Below are 18,573 nucleotides of genomic sequence, written 5' to 3'. Positions count from 1 at the left end.
ACCTGACATTGCTGTTTTTCTCCACACGGCAGAACCCATTCTCTCATTTGTCTCTCCCTTTTTTCAATTTGGTATCAGATCAACTATCACGAAAAGTTTGCTACAGTAGGAGCATTCTCAAGAAGGTTTTGCCCATGCAAACCATCACCCTCTACGAACAAGACTTTTACGCTTGGACACAGCAACAAACAGAACTGCTGCGTTCTGGCAAGTGGGAACTCCTGGATATTGACAATTTGATCGAGGAGATTGAATCGTTAGGCAAGCAGCAGCGCCAAGAGCTTCGTAATCGCCTTAGTATTCTTTTGGGGCATCTCCTGAAATGGCATTACCAACCTGAAGCTCGCTCGCGCAGTTGGTGGGCAACGATTCGGGAGCAACGCCGGGAAATTGCCATCCTCTTAAAGGAAAACCCTAGCCTCAAGCCTTACTTAAACGAAGCCATTACTCTCGGCTTTGAAAACGGGATGGATTTAGCTCTCAGAGAAACACCCATTCCACTCAAGTTTCTCCCCGCTTCTTGTCCGTTCTCGATTGAGGATATCTTTGAGCAGCCTATCGAATTCGATGAAGATTAATCCTGTGTTTAGCAAAGCGAAATAGCTCGTCAGTTAAAGACTGCTGCCGGAAAGCAGTGAGTCGGGTGAGTGAGTGCTGAAGTGGCATGAGTTTGTGGGGTTGCTCAAAGAGTTGGATCTAGATTTAGCGGTGAGAACAGCGTCGCGTGTGGCTTGATCAGATGAAGGCGCGATCGCTCATCCTCTTGTATCGCTCAATGCTCCCAAAACGCGATCGCGCTTGCCAGTTCAGCGATCGCTTTTACGAGGAAGAATGCGAGTCGAGTCGCTCAAAATCTGTCTGCAGTAGGTCTCAAAAGACGAGTTGAGAGGACTGTGGTGCGAATCGCGAAGCTTGCCGAAGGTGCCGCTATAATGCTTGAATATCAACCCAAACGCAGTTAAGCAGCATGAGAGCAGTTAAAGCGACAGGTCACGTCGATGAGCGGGGGCAGATCCATTTAGACCAGCCCCTTGCGGATGTGAATGGTCGAGTCGAAGTCATTGTTTTGATTAATGAGCCTGAGCCTGAATCTGATCTGTTGGTGTCGAAAGAGGAAATTTTGGCTAATTTTCGACAGGCTTGGCACGAAGCAATGACTGGACAAACCGTGCCTGTCTCTCAGATCTGGGAAGGAATTGAGCATGAGTGATCCGCCGATTGTACAGGTTGAAGCGGCTAGAACCTTTACTCGTGATTTACACACTCTGGCAAAAAAGTACCGTAGCATCTACCAAGATGTTCAACCGATTATTGAAGAACTCCAAAACGGCAACATCGTTGGTGATCAGATCCCGAACATCGGTTATACGGTCTTTAAGGTCCGAATTCGCAACACGGATATTCAAAAAGGAAAAAGCGGTGGATATCGCCTCATTTACTATCTGCAAACTACAACTGGAATCATTCTCCTGACAATCTATCCAAAGTCCGAGCAGGCTGATATTGATGCAGATGAGATCAAAGCAATCATCGAGCAGGAAGAATAGGGAAAAGCACTTGTCTTGAGGTTTATTGGATTGAATCATTGGGCAATTGTTCCTAAACTACCTAAGTGTTATGCGATCGCGCTTGCCAGTTCAGCGATCGCTTTTACGAGGAAGAACGCGAGTCGAGTTTCTCAAAATCTGTCCGAAGTTTGGTCTCAAGGTCATCAAGAAATAGATTCATGCCAATCGGACCCCAAAATTCCCAGATTCTCCCATCAACAATGTAAGCACGACCATTCTTAACCGCTTTCAACGATTGAACTAAAGGATGCTGATATATCAATGGTGAAGGGGGAGTGTTGTAATCAGTAATAAATAGGATATCGGCATCAAAGTCACTAATCTTTTCAACGCTGATATTAGCGTGGTTTTCTTGCTTCAGAAGAATTGGTTTAATGGGTAAATCAAGATCTTGGAAAACCTGGTGGTAGTGTGAAGAATTGCGTGAAATATCAAACTGATTCTCATAATAGCCAATTACTGAGATTTCCAAGCCTCGTAATCGATCGCCTAATTGATTCTTAAACTTGGAAACACGCTCTTGGTATCGAGCAAGAACTGTTTCCCCTTCCTTCTCTTTTCCTATAATCTTGGCAATCTGTCGAAAATTTTCTTTTATCGGTATTCGGTCTTTCCATGTATCGATGAGTACGGCAGGGGCAATTTTTGATAGCTGTGGGTATGCGAGTTCAGATTGATTTGCTAGAAGAATTAAGTCCGGTTTTAGCTTCAAAATCTTCTCCAAAGAGGGAGTTCCTTCTGCCCCTACTGATTCAATTCCTTCAACCAGTTCAGGCAACAAAGCCGGAAAGTATCTTTTCCCACTCCAACCCTCACCAATACCAAAATGATCCACTGCCGTACCGACGGGTTTGATACCAAGAGCGAGTAAAGGATCTAAAATGGCTGGAACATCCAAAACAACAATGCGCTGTGGTTCTAATGGAATGCAGGCTTCACCAAGCCTATGCTTGATGACTCGACACTCAGACGCGGCTTTTGCTTGTGTGGCTGAAAGATTGTTTTTTAGGGTGCTGGGCTTGTGACAAGCAGTAATAATCAACAGAAATGATAAAGCTACTAGCAGAAATGGCTTTATCAGCCGACGTATTAGGTGGGTCATCATGGTAATTTTGATGTTGCTCACACAATTAAGTAGGATTCTGCTACATTATCTAATTAACAACTTTAATTGTGAGTTAAAACTCCCAACTGACAGAACCCACGATTGTAAAAGGTTTACCTCTGTTGACATCAAACCTGCCGAAAGCATTTTCTGCATAGTCTATATCGAATAGATTGCGAACGTTGAGCGCTGCCCTAAAACCATCTCTTCTATAAAAAAGCGATGCATCAGTTCGGAGATAATCTCGGAGTGTCGTTTCGTTTGACAGGTCGGCTTGTCGCTCTCCCACATAAAATAGTCCTAATCCAAATCCCAACCCTTTCATATCTCCCTGCTGGATTTCATAGGTTGTCCAGAGACTAACTTGATTTTCGGGCACGTTTGCTAATCGGTTGCCGACAGGAGTAGAGTTATCCTCAGTCACTTTGGCATCCGTATAGGTATAGGAACCAATGACTTTCCAACCCGGTAAAAACTCACCTGCGATATCCAACTCAATCCCTTGACTGCGCTGTTTCCCAGTCTGAATGGAGAACCCTTGGGCAGCCAGTACGGGGTCAGGATCGGGCGTGATCACATTGGTCTTAGTCAGATGATAGGCGGCTAAGGTGGTGGAAAGTCTTCCACCTAGAAAATCTGCTTTGACTCCAACTTCGTACTGGGTTCCCACCGTTGGCTCAAAGTTTCTTGATCCATCTGCTGCAAATCCGTAGGTAGAAGGTCTAAAGGAACGGCTGTAGCTGGCGTAAAGCGAAACTGTTTTGCTGGGTTGATACACCAGTCCAAGCCGGGGGCTAAACGCACTATCATTTAGAGAACTGTTCTCAAAACCAGTTCTTTGAATCTCATTGGAGACCCAATTATAGCGACCTCCAATCAGGAGCTTCAGGTTATCGCTAAATGCAATTTGATCCTGAAGGTAAAGCCCGTAGGACCGACTCGCAACAGTAAAGTTGGTGAAGTTTAAGAGGGGAGGGTCTGCAACATCGTAGTTTGGATTGCGGATATCGAGATCGGGCAGACCACTGACATCAAAATTAAAGGCATCATCAACTACTTCAAAATCGTTCACATCAAACCCTACTAAAACCTGGTGCGAAATTGAGCCAGTGTTGAACTTTCCCAACAAGTCGATTTGTCCAAAATAGTTGTCTTTCTTAAGGGAAGAGTTCACACTAAAACCATTGGAGAATGTCAAGAAGCGATCGTCCTGGATTCCTCCGAAGACAGTTCCACTGCGCTTATTGTCACCTAGCTCTATCGCAAGACTATTCCGGATCTGCCAGTTATCGCTAAAGCGATGGTTGAACGTGTAGCTAATTCTTTGCGTCTGAAATGTCGCATTCTCTGTATTCAGATAGCTCGTAAATAAATTTCGAGGAGTTATGAAGCTACCATCCGGACGTATCACATCTTGGAAAGAATACCCAGTGTTTAAAGAGGCACGGCTAAATTCATAGTATAGATTCAGGTTAGTCTGCTCACTAAAGTTCACGGTGATGGAGGGCGCAACTGAAATCTGTTCACTACCGGTGAATTCCTTAAAGCCATCCTGTGCTTCATACCCAGCAATCAGGCGGTAAAGCACTTTTTTATCAGTCGTCAGAGGACCTGAGAAATCAATGATAGGTTGATAGAAATTACGATTTCCTGCCTGAAATTCAAGCCTGTAATAAGGTTCACTTAACGGTTGCCGAGTCACTGTATTGACAATTCCCCCCGGCTCGATCTCACCAAACAGAACTGAGGCAGGACCTTTGAGGACTTCCACTCGCTCAATCGTTCCAATGGGATCTAATCCGTCGAACTCATTGCCTTGAGAAAATCCGTTGCGGAAGTTGCCTACTTGCTCGAATCCTCTGATGACTCTAGCACCCGCTGTGATATCACCTCTGTCAAAAGAACCCGTAACACCACTGACTGTTTCCAGTGCCTCGTTTAGCCTTGTCACATTTCGGTCTTCAAGTACCTGTCGCGGTACCACCTGAATCGAAGCGGGAATATCTCGAATTGGTGTATCTGTCCGCGTCGCCGTACTCGCATTCGGTACTCGATAGCCTCGCGCTCCTTCACCCGTCACCGTAATTTCTTCTTCAGCCACAGCATCTTCATCAGGTTCAACACTCAGCACTAAACCTCGATCGCCCTTCACAACCTCTGCAACAGGCGCAATTTCATTCCCCACAATCCGAATCTGCACCGTCGCAGCATTCACCTGAGTTGCAGTGACTTCTGTAATATCTATCGTAGGCTTCTCTGCTCGAAACGATTGTCCCTCCGGCAATGCTAATACTGCATTCGCAATCTCAGCAATCAGCGTATTTCCTTCTTCTCGCGTGGTTACTTGTAGCGTTCTGCCATCTGCGGTCTCAATCTGCACTTGTAGGCGATTCTCAATGGGAACCAAACGAATCGCGGTCACTTGCGCCGTTGCTGCTTCGACTTGTGCCGTCCACTCTTTCACCGTTCTTGCAGTCGCAGGCAAATCGCCGACTTTGACGGGTTCCGCTGCTTGTGCGATCGAAGCGATTAGAATCGGTAGAATCCCGATCGTCCAAGCTAAATTCTGTACGCTCAATTTCTGCCCCAAAGCACAACGCACGCTCATCTCATCACACCTTCTTGAAAATCTCTTTCAAGAAGTACCAGAATTGAAGGCTGAATTACAAGAGGAATTTGGTTGCTAGCGGGTATTTTTTGGGTTGCTAGCGGGTATTTCTCAAGTTGCCTTTGAGATAGTCCTTGGGATTGACCCCAAATTTTTTCCGAAACGCCTCCGCAAAATACTGACGATTGCGAAATCCGACTTGCTGCATGACTTCACCGACCTTCAGGTCTCCCGACATCAATAACTGCTGTGCTTGCTCCATCCGGTAATCTAGCAGATAGCCAAACACAGGCTTGCCAAACACTTGGCGAAACCCTCGCTTTAACGCACTGTCGTTCAATCCGACCTGTCGCGCCAACTCCATCAGTGAAGGCGGCGCTTCCAAATTTTGCAGCAAGATTTTACGGGCACGATGAATCCGATCGACCTCATCCGATTTGAGATGAATGAGCACTCGTCGTCCCTGCTGCACCTCTTGTTCTTGCTCTAACATCAACGCGGCAATTTCCAGCGCCTTGCTCTCCAAATACATCCGCTTCATCAGTCCACGATATGGACACCGAATGATCTGCCAGAGTACGCCCTGCATTGTTGGCGAAAGCACCCCCACGCGAGCATAGCTCGGCTGAATCGATGCCCCAATCAAATGCTGTAACTCTAGCGGCAATGCGCCCCGATCGCCTGCAAAGTTGATCAGCACATCCGGTGACATCTCCACCGTCACTTCCAAAATCGGAAGCTGACCTGAGCAGGTCATCGTTTGCTTCGGATAGTCACCACTGCCATATAGGGCATACTCCAGATTGCCAACCTCTGTACTAAAATCTTGATGATCACCAGAGAGATGGCAGTGAAATCGCACCTCTTCTTCTCCTCCTGACCATGACTGCTCACAGCGATCGCGCATCTGGTAGTCCTCAACTCGCACAAACAGCCCTTCACGCAAGGTTACTTCTCGTGTATACCCTTGTGCCAGCCAAGTCGGTTGCGGCATCAGCACATCGCACTCATCATCCGGATCGGGATACTCAAGCAAGTGCGATCGTTCTTCTTCCCACTCTGCCCAGTCTCGCTCAGAAATCGTAATGGTCATGGTGATCAGGAGATGAATTAATGAGATTTATTCCTGATTGTACCTTTCAAAGGTTACATCAGTGCCATTCTTGACCCGCAATTGTTCATGAGTTCCTGACTCAGTACACTGCTCCCTATTCTGGGATAGGGATACGATGCACTCCGCGAAATTCCAAACGATCGCCCACTGTTTCTAAAATGTGTGCTGCTTGACAGTTCGTTAGCGATTGCCGAGACATGGCTATTGCTGACATTGCAGCGAATCAAATACGGCAGCGGCTTTTTCTCGGGCGTCTTGTCCGCTGGCGAGCAAACTGATGATGTAGCGATCGCGATTGAGAGTGACACTGGCTCGATAAGTAACGCTGACGATCGACTCTGATGCAGAGCGTTTTGTTCGCCCTTCGCCAATCGTTACTGGCACGGTTTGCCCACAAAATTCTTGCAATTCGATCCGTTCTTTTGTGACCTTAAAGTCTCCCGCATCCCCTAGGGAAACCGTGTCTAAAAATCGCTCAATTCTCCGTTGTTCGATGGCTTGATCGACCTTCATCCGTGCTGCCAATAGCTGAATATCAGGCTGCTCTGCATCGTTTGTGATCAGCGCTACTCTGGCTCCCACAAAGTTTAAGCCCAAGACACTTTGGGCATTGGGAAGGTCATATTTAATAATGTTATTTGCGATCGCGTCAGCTTGCTGGGGGCGCTGGGCATTGGCGATAAATTTCATCGTCAGCCCCAATAGACCAACCCCAATCAGCGCGATCGCCCCAACTAAAACAGCAACAGATTCCCAAATTGTGACCTTATAGTGAGGAATTCGGGTCATTCTAAACTGACTCCCAAGAACCGATCGAAGAAGCGCGATCGCCAAACCCACCGCGCCATAAAACACCACTCTATCGCAGCCAATCCTAAAAAGAGGAGATCGGCAGTCTCTAAAGCCGACAACTCAAAAAAGATCCGAACGGGGGGAACTAATAAAATCAACAAGTACACGAAAATTAGCACCACGGCAACCAACGTATAGCGCCAATCTCCGCTCAGCGGCTCTCCGCCAACCCACGCCCTAGTCGGAGGTTTAAGGAACGGAATGAGGAGCAATTCGCAAAACACCAATGTGGTAACTAGCGCTGTTCGAGGCAGGGTAAAGTCGAGTTCGGTCATGGTGACATTGAGGGGTAGATCGAGCGCAGCACTGACAAAGTAAAACAGATAAATGATCAGCGCAACCAACGTAATCGTCAACGTTGCAGGCAACACAAAATGAAGCAACGAGCGCACAAGACTTCGTTTCGGCTGTTCGCCCGGTTGTGCCCAAATGGGAATAAACATCGTCGGAATACCAACGCCGATCAGGGTCACGACCGCACTGTGTTTATTCATCAGAGGAAAACTGTCGGCAACGATCGCAGTGGCAAAAATCAACAGCGTCACGCACGATAAGCGCACCATAAACAGCTTCAGCGCATCTAAAATACCGTTGCGAATGCGTTGTCCTTCTAAAAACATATGCGGCAGAGAAGCAAACGAATCTTTGAGCAACACCACATCCGCAATTCCCCGTGTGGCTTTGCTGCCGCTTTCCATCGCAATGCCTAGATTGGCTTGCTTCAGAGAAAGCACGTCATTCACCCCGTCTCCGGTCATGGCAACATAATGCCCTGCATCTCTTAAAGTTCTGACCAATTTGGCTTTTTGCTGGGGCGTAATGCGTCCAAACACATTGCACTGACGGGCAGCTTGAGCAAATTGGGCAGGGTCTAACTGAGCCAGTTCTGCTCCTGAAATCAGCCTAATGTCGTCGGCAAATCCGGCTTGGGTGGCCAAAGCGGCCACCGTTTGAGGGTGATCTCCCGAAATAATCTTGATCGTGATCCCTGCTTGCACAAATCCTTGTAACGTCTCCTTCGCAGAGGGACGCAACTGATCGCTAAAACTCAAGACGCCAAGCGGCGTTAATGCGGCTGGCAAAAACGGGATTTCAGCAGACACAACATCTAGGCTGTGGGCAAACAAAACCACCCGTAACCCGTGATGGGTCAATTTTTCAATGTACGTTGACACAGAGGGGTCAAGGGTGAAGCATTTTGTCAGAACGTCGGGTGCGCCAAGAACGTAGGTTCCGGGACTGTCTTGAAAGGAGATAGCGCTCCACTTACGTTCTGAGGAAAACGGAACTTCCGATCGCAGCGATCGCTGATACCCCGCACACCGAATCAACATCGCGTCACTGGTTTTGTTTCCCGACCGCGTACTCGCCGCATAGTCTCCCAGAAGCGTGTGCAATTCGGCTTCAGAGCGCTCGATTGGATAGATTGCTTGCAGTTCGATCTGGTTGGTCGTCAAGGTTCCGGTTTTGTCTAAACACAGCACATCGACATGGCTCAGAGACTCGATCGCATTGGTTTGTTGAATTAAAACATTCTCTCCCAGCATTCTCACCGCACCTGTTGCATAGGCTAAGGTGATGGCAATTAACAACCCAGCAGGAACCAAGCCAGCAATCACAGCTACTCGCTGAATCACTTCATTAAAGGGCTGAGAACGACTAATAAACCCAATACTGACGAGCAACCAAAGAAACAACGCTACCAGCAACAAAACTCGAATGATTAAATTAATCTCTTGTTGCAACGGCGTATAAACTTGCCGAAATTCTCTTGCCCCTACCACAAGCTGATAAGCGACTGTTTCTGTTCCAACTTTTTGTGCTTCATAATGCGCCTGTCCACTAGCACAAAAGCTACCCGAATATACCTGATCTCCAACCGTTTTGGGGATCAGGTCTGATTCGCCAGTCAGCAGCGATTCATCCACTTCAATACGTCCGTCGCAAACTCTGCCATCGACCAAAATTTGATCTCCCGGACGAACGAGGAGACTGTCTCCTAACACGATGTCGGTGGGGTCGCAGATGATCGGGTTGCCGTTGCGAATCAGGGTAGCTTGCGGGCGAGATAACAAGGCGATTTCGTCTAACTTGCGTTTCGCCCAAATCTCTTGAACGATGCCAATAATAACGCCGCTAAAAATAACGGCTGCTACAAACACCGCATCACTGGGACGCCTGATCAAAATAAAGACGCCGCTAATCACCAAAAATACAGCGTTGACAAAGGTGAACAGATTCTCACGAAAAATACGCCAATACGAACGGCTTGTTGGCAACTTGACATTATTTGTGTTGCCTGCAAGGATTTGGGCGTTGACTTCGCGATCGCTAAGTCCCTGTACCTGTGTCATGGGAAGAGTTTAAGCGTCATTATATTACGCTCATCATAGTTTTAGTCACAATGTTCTAGCACAGCCCAATGGATTCCGGAAATAATGCATCCGGGAATTAAATTTAAGCAATCTGTGGGCTTAGACAATTTGTGAGCCAGAGCAAATTTGTCTGCATTTAACCAACTCTCTGGATTGGGCGATCAGATTTATTCGGCAGAGAAGACACCGTGGTAAGTTATCTCAGGAGTGTTGAATAAGGAACCTAAATACAGACCCGCTCATACCGACCATCCGCTTTCTCCTAAGTCTTTTTTCGTAGCTTATTGAGAAACATGTTTGAAAGGCAACATAGAGAGCCATTTGATAGTAAGATGCAAAACTGGTTTATGAATGATAGATAATCTACTCAAATTTTCTCAACAAACCATTCTTGAAAGTTATTCTTTGGCAGTCGATACTCGGTTTTCTGGGTGCAATCCAATCGTGTTAGAAACCGAGAGAAGGCAATCCCGCTATATGTCGCGATCGTTTGAGGACAAGCTGAATGTTTAGGTCTAGCCGCAAACTCTCCTACAGGTCTAGCCGCTCGTTATACCAAAAGAAAAAGCCGTTACCCCGCAAATGGATTTTGCTCTCAATTCCGCTCGTGCTGATTGGGTTAGAACTGCTGGTGCGGTTGCTCGTGGGCGTGAGCGGAAAAACAGATGAGCTAGCTGTGTTTCAGGGGGAACCCCTCAAGGTCAGCGCCTATCGCCTGAAGTATCTCGATCGATCAGGCAAGCTGTATGACGGACTCTCGAACCAAGGACAACTGACGGTAAAACAAAGCCCAGTGATGGGTTATCGGTTGATGGGTAATCAGCAGCAGCAAGACTGGGCGATTAACGAACAAGGGTTTCGCAGTGATCAAGCGATCGCGCCTGACAAGCCCAAAGATGAAGTCCGCATTTTTGTTCTTGGTGGCTCAACCGCGTTTGGGCAGCTAAGTTCTACTAACCAAACCACCTTTACCAAGCAGTTAGAAGACCGTCTAAATCAGCAGGTTGTGGCTCAAAAAGAAAATCCTGGAAAGTTTCGTCCAGCTATTTTGCCCTACTTTGCCGACGAGTTAGACAAAGCCTTGGCACTGCCTGCCCAAATTCGAGACAGCCGCTATCGGGTGATCAATGCGGCGGTGCCGGGATATATTTCTGGCAATGAGTTGTCTAAACTGGCGTTTGATGTGCTGTCTTACAAGCCAGATTTTATCGTCGTTCTAAATGGCTATGCTGATTTGCTAGTGCCAAGTACGCAAGAAGGCAGCGACATTCCGGGGACAGAGACGCTGCTCGAAAGCGCACCTCGCCATTTGCTCATGGGCATAACCGAGCAAGTCAAAACGTTAATTTCCCAATTGTTTCTCGTCAAAGCCTTTCAGTATTGGGTGTTGCAGCCGCAAGATGCGTTGAAGCAAGTGGTTCCTCCGGTTGAGGGAGATGCCCCCCTAGCGCAACGGTTACCCACAGAAGCAGACGAATTGAGCCGCCGCGTCGATCGCTATCGTCAAAACATGCAGCAATTTGCTCGGTTAACCAGTGCGTCAAAAATTCCTCTAATTGTGGCAATGCAGCCCGAAATTACAGGGCGCGATCCCAGCCAACACACGCCCCGCGAGAAAGAGATTCTCAATCAACTCGGTGCCAATTACCCGCAGCAGGTGAAGGCGGGATATTCAGGATTGCAGCGATCGCTTGACCAGGTGAAAAAAGAAGTGCCGCAGGTGACAACATTCAATTTTTACAATGCCTATGCTGACTTTAAAGGAGAAGCGTTCCAAGATGCGATTCACCTGACGGATGCGGCAAATGCATCGTTGTCCAATCGGTTGTTTGATGCTATTTCAAAGCAGCTTCAGCTTCAACCTAAGCCCTACGGCGGAACCGAGCCGCCTGCCTCATGAATATAACTTCTGATAGAAGGATTCTCTAGAACTGATCCCCTAAGATGGCTGCGATCGCGCTTCATGCGATCGCACTCTAGTGATTGTTCAAGGAGATTTTCTATATGAAAGGTTTACTATCAGCACTACGCCAGAGCATTTATCGGGGCGTACTTGTCGCGGTAATTGGGTTGCTTAGCTGGGTTGGCATGAGCGCGATCGCGGTGGAGTCGAGTTTGGCATCCCCGACGGCAAAGCAAGCCGTTGGGCAGGAAGAAGTGATCAGCCCTGATAGCGAGTCCTATGGTTCGCGGGAAGAGGCGTATGATAAGGCAGTCGAAGCGGTGAACAACCCTCAGGGCGTCGAGAAAGCGTATGAGAAGGATTTGAAAATTTTCAAACAAGAGAACCCAGAGCAAAATACGATCGTAGATAGCGCTAAAGAAGCCGTGAAAAAAGTCGCAGGTCAAGAATAAGCTATTTAGGGGTCTCACCCTTCGGCAACAAAACTCCGTAGGGGAGGCACTTTGCAAATCACTTGATCTAAGCAATTGATCCAAGCAACTAAAGCGTTTGCTCTCCTGGTAAAGCAGATCAAAAATCTTTGCCAATCTTTTTTCTGAAAGGAAGCTATCACACTTATTCCCCCGACCGAAGATGGTAAGGACGAACACTCTTCTTTCCTCTTCTTCACAAACGGCGGGGGACTTTGTTTGGGAACTATCAAGAACGCGAGTCTGCTTGTGCTGCTGAGCCGATTGGAAACTACAATGTATGAGAAATTTCTCAATAGTTAAGGTATGACCACTAACCCCCTGTGGTACAAAAACGCAATTATTTACGAATTATCAGTTCGAGCATTCGCAGATAGCAACGGAGACGGCATTGGCGATTTCGTAGGATTAACCCAAAAGCTCGATTATTTGCAAGAGTTGGGTGTAACTGCCCTGTGGCTGCTGCCCTTTTTTCCATCCCCGCTTCGAGATGATGGTTATGATATTTCTCACTACACGAGCGTCAATTCAATTTATGGAACGCTGGATGACTTCAAGACCTTCTTACAAGCTGCTCACCAGCGCGGAATTCGAGTCATTATTGAACTGATTATTAACCACACCTCTGATCAGCATCCCTGGTTTGAGCGGGCGCGGCGTGCCCCAGAAGGCAGCTTAGAGCGAGACTTTTACGTGTGGAGCGATACGCCAGAGAAATATTCAGACACGCGAATTATTTTTCAAGACTTTGAAACGTCAAATTGGTCATGGGATGGCATTGCTAAAGCGTTTTATTGGCATCGTTTTTACCATCATCAGCCTGATCTCAATTATGACAACCCAGCCGTTCGCCAAGCTGTGTTTGAAGTGTTGGATTTTTGGATGGAGCTAGGAGTTGATGGGTTGCGATTGGATGCTGTGCCTTATCTTTACGAGCGAGAGGGCACAAACTGCGAAAACCTGCCTGAAACCCACGAATATCTAAAATCCTTGCGATCGCACATTGACCACAAATATCCTGATCGGATGCTGCTAGCCGAAGCAAATCAGTGGGCAGAAGATGCTGTGAAATATTACGGCGATGGCGATGAATGCCATATGAATTTTCACTTTCCGCTCATGCCTCGCCTGTTTATGTCGCTGCGGATGGAAGACAGTTTACCGATCGTGGATATTCTTCAGCACACGCCGCCAATTCCAGACAACTGCCAGTGGGCAATCTTTTTGCGAAATCATGATGAACTGACCCTGGAAATGGTGACAGACGAAGATCGCGATTACATGTACAACGCCTACGCCCAAGATCCAGCGATGCGGGTTAACGTGGGCATTCGCCGCCGACTAGCGCCCTTGCTGGGCAACGATCGACGCCAGGTTGAACTGCTCAACAGCCTATTATTTTCGCTGCCAGGCACACCTGTAATTTATTACGGCGATGAGATTGGCATGGGCGATAATGTCTATCTTGGCGATCGCAATGGCGTGAGAACTCCGATGCAGTGGAGTAGCGATCGCAATGCTGGGTTTAGCCGCGCTGCCTCCCAACGGTTATATTTTCCAGTGATTGTAGATGCTGAATATCACTATGTCACCACAAATGTTGAAGTCCAGAGTGCAAATCAATATTCTCTACTATCGTGGATGAAGCAAATCATTGCTCTCCGCAAGCAGTTTTCTGTGTTTGGCAGCGGCGACTTTAAGTTTTTGCCCTCCTCCAATCACAAAATTCTAGCCTTCGTGCGGGCTGACGAGCAGATCAACGTATTGGTAGTTGCCAACCTCTCTGCTGCTGCTCAGACGGCAACCTTCGATCTTTCGCTGTTTGCAAATCATGTCCCTACCGAAATGTTTGGACAGACCGAGTTTCCTGCCATTAACGCGAAACTTGCCCCTGATGGAACCGCAGATGCCCCCTATTCTCTGACTCTTGCGCCCTACGGATTTTATTGGTTTGTGCTAAACCCAACTTAAATCATGCTTATCGTGGATGCCATGGAGTACTGATCAGGGTGAGCACAGCACCCAGACTGATCAGCAAATTAGCCGCGATCGCAGGTCTAGGAATTGCAGGATACACAAGTAACCCAAGGGCAAATCCAAAGCATAAAACTGCGGTCATTAATCCTAAAATTCTTTTGGGCTGAATCATTGTTGTTCTCCTCTGTTGGTGGAGCAATCTCTAGAGCAATAATTACAGCTACGACTTCACGCTTATCATTTTAGGATTGCCGCATTCGTTCATACACCATGATTAAAAACATGATTAAAAAGTCATCAAAGTGTTGATTCCGATACTTCTTTACATAAAGGGGATCGCTACTAATAGGTTGAGACGCTTTTTAGATGTAGATCGCGCCTGTTGGAGTAACCCTTTTAGCTAACATTTGGCGTGGCTTTAGAACCCTAAAAAACTGCCGTTCTTAATTTATTTGGTGTTAAATCTCAATCATGTTTCTACTAAAAGCAGTTAAAGAATTTGCGAGCGGATTTCTTCAGGCAGCAAAACAAGCTTGGTGGGTAGAAATTTCTACTCATGAGCCTCAATGCCTCTATTATTTTGGCCCTTTTGCTCGCTCGAATGAAGCTGAGGCAGCTTGTCCTGGCTATATAGAAGATCTCGATGGCGAAGGTGCGATCGGGGTGCAGTCGAGCGTGAAACGGTGTCGCCCGATCGCACTCACGATCGTAGATGGGCAGCCCTATTAGTATGTCTTTAAGGCTTGATGTAGCCCAAGCGAAGCGCACACATTAGGGCGATCCTGGAGAGCTTGGTGGAACTAATCGCATCGGCAATGGTTTCCAAGTTGAGAATCCTTCCAGGTGCGACCAGTAGGCTCTTAAGCCAATCACAGCAAAGATTAAAGCGGCTAGAACTAAAATAATGGCTCCTACAATTCTCAGCGATCGCTGCGATTTCCAATGCAATGTCGGAACTGCAAAAATGCCGCCTAGCCCCGTTAAAATGAACCCTGCACCTGAAACAAGCGGCATTTGAGTTAAGCCCAGATTAATCAGGCGAATGCCAATCACCAGCGTCGCTAAGCCTGCGAAAAACCCATAAATTGCCAGCGTGATCAGTTCCCAGCCGACGGCTAATGCCCATGCTGTCGCCGTAAAGAGAATGCCAAACATCACCGACGTTTCCCCAAAAGCGATGTTGTAGCTGCCAGGAACTGCCCAAGTGAAAGTCATGTGCAGTCCTGTGACAAGTGCGATCGCGCCAACAACGCCAAATCCCGGCACCCACCGTTTTTGTATCGGATCATCTAAGCCTTGATAGACATAAGCTGCCAGCAAAAAGAGACCGGCGGCTAAGTTAATCAGCATCAACGTGATGTAATCGATAAACATGGTTGGCTCTCGAAAAACGACAGAAGCTAAGGTGTAGGCACACTGCTTTAAATAGCGATCGCTAAATTGGCATAGGTCTACAAATTGGTATAAGTCTACCAAATAGATGATCCCGCTCGGATCTCGGAAGTGTGTTGGCTCTGCGATCGCACGAGGTTTACCCTGATATTTGCTAATAGAAAGCCCATTGTTTTGTATTGCAGATCACCTAAAACAGCAGTTACAAATCAATGCAGAAATTAAACCGGATCTCACACATTTAGGAACCACTTTGTAGAAACCGTTTTTTAGCGGACACACCCCAAGCAACCGCGAAAAGATTTGTGTAACAATGCCCTTACTCATCACAAACTGCCATGTTTCGAGTTCCTAACAGGTTGCGATCGGCTAAAGTTCATAGAATCGGATTTACAGCGCTCTCACTACTAACCTGTGTGGCGTGCATTTTAATATATTCTGTCCGGCGTCCTGCCGTTGCTACATCACCGTGGATTACGCGCAGCAACGAATATGCAGCATTACTGACAAAAGCAGAAGAGGGAAAAGAGTGTCGCGGAGAATTTTTGGCAACCAAAGAATTGCTAAACCTAAATCCAAGTTTTGTAGAATGCCAACAGCAACGCATTCGTCAAACCATACACACGTTAGAAGAAAAATTATCTCAAGAGAAAGATAATGCACTGCGGGTAGATTTGGCAATTCTAATTCAAGCCGGGCAAAGAGAGTTGCGATCGCGCGCCCTTGAGCAAAAACACAACCTGCCCTACGTTAATCTTGGCAGAGAAATTGCCAACAGCTTTAGCAAAACTTTTCGAGAATCAAGTTCGTTAAAGACAAAGCAACTTGCACTGGTAGAACTCAAGCAATATGCAGGCAAAGAAACTGGAAAGCCATCCTTAGTAGCGCTAACCGAACAACAGATCCGCGATCGTCTCAAACAATCAGACATCTACTTTCCAGAGAAATCGCAACTAGAATCCGATCTGAAAAATATAACATCGCACCTCGACACGCTGCAAAAAATCTTTGGGCAACACCAATCATCAGAATATGAGGACGCTTACGCCACGCTCAAAACTCAACTTTTAGAGTACGACACCTTTATTCGGCGCGAGGTCTTACCCAAAGCCAGAAGCCGCTTTCGCCTCCCTGCTGAAATTTATGCCTTCAAGCTTGAAGAAAAAGGGATTGAGATTCCGGTTGAGGATTTGATTAGGCAAGCTCACGCAGCGTTTGAGCAAGTCCAGCAAAAAATGGACGCGATCGCGCCCCAAGTTGCCCAGCAAAAACGGCTCAACGCCACCGATTATCGCGCGGTGATCCAAGCGCTCAAGCAAGACCAGCTTTCTGCCGATGAAGCCTTGCATTATTATCAGCAACGCGAGAAAGAAATCGAAGCGATTATTCGCCGCGAACGGCTCGTGACCTTACCCAAGCGATCGCTAAAAATTCGCCTTGCTAGCGCCAAAGAAAACGCGTCGTTCCCTGTTCCGCAATATCGTCCAGCATCCTCGCCCAACAGCAAGCAGGGTGGCACATTCATCTTGCCGGTGCTGCAACCCAAAACAGAATCGCGTCCCTACAACGATTTCACTCACCCTGCCGTAGCTTGGACGCTCACCGCCCACGAAGGCAGACCCGGACACGACTTGCAGTTCACCACCATTCAAGACCAAGGCTTATCCGACGCGCGCACCAAGTTTGCCTACAATGCTGCCAATCACGAAGGTTGGGCAACTTACGCAGAAGAGGTTTTGCAACCCTATATGCCGCTTGAAGGACGCTTTATTTCCCTTCAGTTTCAGTTGCTTCGTGCGGCTCGTGCGTTTTTAGAACCAGAGCTTCAGCTTGGTAAAATTACGACGGCGGAGGCGATTCGAGTGTTGACTCAGGATGCTGGGTTTTCTCGATTTTTTGCCGAGCAAGAAATTCAGCGATATCTCACCCGATTGCCTGGTCATGCTCCAGGATATTTTTATGGCTATCAACGATTAATGGAGTTGCGATCGCAGGTTGAAACGGCTCTGGGTAGCCGGTTTAATGCTCAAGAATTTCACGATTTCATTCTGTCTCAAGGCTTTTTATCTCAACGCATGTTACAAGAAGTTGTCTCTCAAAAGTTCAATGTCGGTCGAAGGATTTCTTAGTCAAAAAGCAAACCTTAACAATTGTAAGAAGTCTGTCTTCAGTTAGAAGAGAGAGCCGCCGCTTTTCTGCACTGTTGACGCAGATCTCTGTCTGAAGACTGAGGTTTTTGGGCAATAGAAATATCTAAAGGTAGATCAATTTTTTAGGAGAGTCAGCATAAAATTCTCTGATAAGTCAATTCTTCTCAAGCAGTGGTTTACTAAAGGGAAAACTCGAATAGCGTTTTACACACCTCTCTACTGTTTTTTTCATACCTAACACTGTTTCACAATTCACAACTGTTCCACAACGTCTGAGGCTTGGTAATGAGTAAGATCCGAGTAATTTTAATCGAAGACCACGACCTCACGCGGGTTGGGATTCGGGCAGCGCTACAACAACGGGAAGGCTTTGAAGTCGTCGGAGACGCTAGAGATGCCAAGTCCGGTCTAAAGCTTTTGAAATCGGCACAGCCCGACATTGCGATCGTAGATGTGGGCTTGCCTGACATGACCGGAATTGAACTCACTCAAGAGTTTAAACAATGCCAAGCCGATGGGGAGTCGCCCCACACCAAGATTTTGATCATGACGCTGCAAGATAGCGAAGAGACTGTTCTCGCGGCGTTTGCTGCCGGAGCCGATTCTTATTGCATGAAAGATGCCAGCATCGATAAGCTAGCGCAGGCGCTAAACGTCACCTCTGAAGGCAATGCTTGGATCGATCCTGCGATCGCTCGCATCGTCCTCCACCAGACCCAAAAATCTTACGTTTCCTCAACTCAGAATGTTGAGCCGACCACCATTGCCATCAACCGGATCACCGACGAAGATTTCATTCCTGCGTACCCATTGACTGAGCGCGAGCTAGAAGTCCTAAAGCTGATTGTGGATGGATGCAGCAATGCTCAGATCGCTGAACAACTCTACATTACGGTTGGCACAGTTAAAACCCATGTCAGAAACATTTTGAATAAGCTCTGTGCCGACGATCGCACGCAGGTTGCCGTCCGCGCGCTTCGTACGGGCTTGATTCAGTAAAATCTTTGGGTAGCGGTTGGGTCGTACCCTGCCCACCTGCCCTGTCTCCGCACCGCTAGC

16 protein-coding genes are annotated in these 18,573 nt (G+C 47.3%); 9 read left to right on the top strand and 7 right to left on the bottom strand.

Annotation, left to right across the window (positions count from 1 at the left end; all coding sequences use genetic code 11):
• Positions 1-134 precede the first annotated feature (134 nt).
• From GS601_RS14780 to GS601_RS14770, 3 genes are all read left to right on the top strand, one after another.
• Positions 135-578, top strand: coding sequence for a DUF29 domain-containing protein (locus tag GS601_RS14780; protein WP_162424056.1), 444 nt, complete (start codon positions 135-137; stop codon positions 576-578).
• A gap of 389 nt (positions 579-967) precedes the next feature.
• Positions 968-1,210 (top strand): type II toxin-antitoxin system RelN family antitoxin, encoded by a 243-nt coding sequence (locus GS601_RS14775; protein WP_162424055.1) that lies wholly within the window; start codon positions 968-970, stop codon positions 1,208-1,210.
• The gene (locus GS601_RS14770) at positions 1,203-1,547 is read left to right on the top strand and encodes a type II toxin-antitoxin system RelE family toxin (RefSeq protein ID WP_162424054.1); all 345 of its coding nucleotides are present in this window, start codon (positions 1,203-1,205) and stop codon (positions 1,545-1,547) included. Before GS601_RS14775 ends, GS601_RS14770 begins: the two co-directional genes overlap by 8 nt.
• 103 nt (positions 1,548-1,650) lie before the next feature.
• Here the strand turns inward: GS601_RS14770 and GS601_RS14765 are convergent, their stop codons facing one another.
• From GS601_RS14765 to GS601_RS14745, 5 genes are all read right to left on the bottom strand, one after another.
• Positions 1,651-2,694: an ABC transporter substrate-binding protein gene (locus GS601_RS14765; protein WP_162424053.1), complete on the bottom strand. Its 1,044-nt coding sequence runs from the start codon at positions 2,692-2,694 to the stop codon at positions 1,651-1,653.
• Between the two features lie 52 nt (positions 2,695-2,746).
• Positions 2,747-5,281, bottom strand: a complete 2,535-nt coding sequence (locus GS601_RS14760) for a TonB-dependent siderophore receptor (protein ID WP_162424052.1) — start codon at positions 5,279-5,281, stop codon at positions 2,747-2,749.
• Between the two features lie 97 nt (positions 5,282-5,378).
• Positions 5,379-6,374, bottom strand: a complete 996-nt coding sequence (locus GS601_RS14755) for a helix-turn-helix transcriptional regulator (RefSeq protein WP_162424051.1) — start codon at positions 6,372-6,374, stop codon at positions 5,379-5,381.
• A gap of 222 nt (positions 6,375-6,596) precedes the next feature.
• A complete protein-coding gene (locus GS601_RS14750; RefSeq protein WP_162424050.1) occupies positions 6,597-7,184 on the bottom strand; it encodes a hypothetical protein in 588 nt (195 codons plus the stop codon).
• On the bottom strand, positions 7,181-9,601 hold the full coding sequence (locus GS601_RS14745; RefSeq protein WP_162424049.1) for an HAD-IC family P-type ATPase: 2,421 nt from the start codon (positions 9,599-9,601) through the stop codon (positions 7,181-7,183). The genes GS601_RS14750 and GS601_RS14745 overlap by 4 nt, the downstream gene beginning before the upstream one ends.
• A 526-nt stretch (positions 9,602-10,127) precedes the next feature.
• Between GS601_RS14745 and GS601_RS14740 the strand changes: the two genes are divergently transcribed.
• From GS601_RS14740 to treS, 3 genes are all read left to right on the top strand, one after another.
• Positions 10,128-11,522, top strand: a complete 1,395-nt coding sequence (locus GS601_RS14740) for an SGNH/GDSL hydrolase family protein (protein WP_238393274.1) — start codon at positions 10,128-10,130, stop codon at positions 11,520-11,522.
• Positions 11,523-11,626: 104 nt separating this feature from the next.
• Positions 11,627-11,977: a hypothetical protein gene (locus GS601_RS14735; RefSeq protein ID WP_162424048.1), complete on the top strand. Its 351-nt coding sequence runs from the start codon at positions 11,627-11,629 to the stop codon at positions 11,975-11,977.
• Between the two features lie 324 nt (positions 11,978-12,301).
• The gene (gene treS, locus GS601_RS14730; protein WP_162424047.1) at positions 12,302-13,966 is read left to right on the top strand and encodes a maltose alpha-D-glucosyltransferase; all 1,665 of its coding nucleotides are present in this window, start codon (positions 12,302-12,304) and stop codon (positions 13,964-13,966) included.
• A gap of 7 nt (positions 13,967-13,973) precedes the next feature.
• Here the strand turns inward: treS and GS601_RS14725 are convergent, their stop codons facing one another.
• Positions 13,974-14,144 (bottom strand): hypothetical protein, encoded by a 171-nt coding sequence (locus tag GS601_RS14725; protein ID WP_162424046.1) that lies wholly within the window; start codon positions 14,142-14,144, stop codon positions 13,974-13,976.
• Between the two features lie 299 nt (positions 14,145-14,443).
• Between GS601_RS14725 and GS601_RS14720 the strand changes: the two genes are divergently transcribed.
• Positions 14,444-14,701 carry a DUF1816 domain-containing protein gene (locus GS601_RS14720; protein WP_162424045.1) on the top strand — a complete coding sequence of 86 codons (258 nt, stop codon included), beginning with the start codon at positions 14,444-14,446 and terminating at the stop codon, positions 14,699-14,701.
• 42 nt (positions 14,702-14,743) lie between these two features.
• On the opposite strand, the gene GS601_RS14715 is transcribed toward GS601_RS14720, so the two are convergent.
• Complete coding sequence (locus tag GS601_RS14715; protein WP_202925101.1) at positions 14,744-15,448, bottom strand: DUF981 family protein; 705 nt, start codon at positions 15,446-15,448, stop codon at positions 14,744-14,746.
• A gap of 254 nt (positions 15,449-15,702) precedes the next feature.
• Between GS601_RS14715 and GS601_RS14710 the strand changes: the two genes are divergently transcribed.
• The gene (locus GS601_RS14710) at positions 15,703-17,493 is read left to right on the top strand and encodes a DUF885 domain-containing protein (protein WP_162424044.1); all 1,791 of its coding nucleotides are present in this window, start codon (positions 15,703-15,705) and stop codon (positions 17,491-17,493) included.
• A 306-nt stretch (positions 17,494-17,799) separates the two neighbouring features.
• A complete protein-coding gene (locus tag GS601_RS14705; protein WP_162424043.1) occupies positions 17,800-18,513 on the top strand; it encodes a response regulator in 714 nt (237 codons plus the stop codon).
• The last annotated feature ends 60 nt before the right edge of the window (positions 18,514-18,573 follow it).

This window comes from Myxacorys almedinensis A (assembly GCF_010091945.1).
Classification (GTDB): domain Bacteria; phylum Cyanobacteriota; class Cyanobacteriia; order Leptolyngbyales; family Leptolyngbyaceae; genus Myxacorys; species Myxacorys almedinensis.
The sequence above is the reverse complement of the archived record's forward strand: the minus strand, read 5'-3'. Positions and strand labels throughout refer to the sequence as shown.

Coding starts and splice junctions, on each gene's coding strand:
- GS601_RS14740 (WP_238393274.1), top strand. CDS start 10,128: ATGTTTAGGTCTAGCCGCAAACTCTCCTACAGGTCTAGCCGCTCGTTA.
- GS601_RS14750 (WP_162424050.1), bottom strand. CDS start 7,184: ATGACCCGAATTCCTCACTATAAGGTCACAATTTGGGAATCTGTTGCT.
- GS601_RS14710 (WP_162424044.1), top strand. CDS start 15,703: ATGTTTCGAGTTCCTAACAGGTTGCGATCGGCTAAAGTTCATAGAATC.
- treS (WP_162424047.1), top strand. CDS start 12,302: ATGACCACTAACCCCCTGTGGTACAAAAACGCAATTATTTACGAATTA.
- GS601_RS14705 (WP_162424043.1), top strand. CDS start 17,800: ATGAGTAAGATCCGAGTAATTTTAATCGAAGACCACGACCTCACGCGG.
- GS601_RS14770 (WP_162424054.1), top strand. CDS start 1,203: ATGAGTGATCCGCCGATTGTACAGGTTGAAGCGGCTAGAACCTTTACT.
- GS601_RS14760 (WP_162424052.1), bottom strand. CDS start 5,281: ATGAGCGTGCGTTGTGCTTTGGGGCAGAAATTGAGCGTACAGAATTTA.
- GS601_RS14755 (WP_162424051.1), bottom strand. CDS start 6,374: ATGACCATTACGATTTCTGAGCGAGACTGGGCAGAGTGGGAAGAAGAA.
- GS601_RS14725 (WP_162424046.1), bottom strand. CDS start 14,144: ATGATTCAGCCCAAAAGAATTTTAGGATTAATGACCGCAGTTTTATGC.
- GS601_RS14720 (WP_162424045.1), top strand. CDS start 14,444: ATGTTTCTACTAAAAGCAGTTAAAGAATTTGCGAGCGGATTTCTTCAG.
- GS601_RS14735 (WP_162424048.1), top strand. CDS start 11,627: ATGAAAGGTTTACTATCAGCACTACGCCAGAGCATTTATCGGGGCGTA.
- GS601_RS14745 (WP_162424049.1), bottom strand. CDS start 9,601: ATGACACAGGTACAGGGACTTAGCGATCGCGAAGTCAACGCCCAAATC.
- GS601_RS14775 (WP_162424055.1), top strand. CDS start 968: ATGAGAGCAGTTAAAGCGACAGGTCACGTCGATGAGCGGGGGCAGATC.
- GS601_RS14780 (WP_162424056.1), top strand. CDS start 135: ATGCAAACCATCACCCTCTACGAACAAGACTTTTACGCTTGGACACAG.